This is a genomic window from Klebsiella sp. MS 92-3, from assembly GCF_000195655.1.
GTDB classification, from domain to species: domain Bacteria; phylum Pseudomonadota; class Gammaproteobacteria; order Enterobacterales; family Enterobacteriaceae; genus Klebsiella; species Klebsiella pneumoniae.
In genome coordinates this window covers 2,466-2,732 of record NZ_GL882828.1, presented here as the reverse complement: position 1 = coordinate 2,732, position 267 = coordinate 2,466, and the positions used below count along the sequence as shown (strand labels likewise).

The 267-nt window shown below is 70.0% G+C and carries 1 protein-coding gene; it reads left to right on the top strand.

All coding sequences use genetic code 11. The features are described from left to right. Positions 1-267: LysR substrate-binding domain-containing protein (locus HMPREF9538_RS09505; RefSeq protein WP_009485589.1), on the top strand; the 267-nt coding region annotated here is incomplete at both ends.

The following is a 267-nucleotide window of genomic DNA, read 5'->3' as shown; positions in this document are numbered from 1 at the left end:
GAAACGCGATGCGGTTTTGCGCTGCAACGAGGGCTACGCGCTGCGCCAGGCGGCGATCGCCGGGGCCGGGCTACTGATGCAGCCGGAGGTACTGCTGGCCGATGCGCTGGCCAGCGGCAGCCTGGTTCGGGTGCTGGAGGCGTGGACTCCGCAGCCGCGGCCTGTGCATCTGCTCTGGCGCCAGGATCGTCGGCCCCTGCCGAAGCTGACGCAGTTTATCGCCCACCTTCAGCAGGGAATGGCCGACGCGCCGACAACGACCCCCGC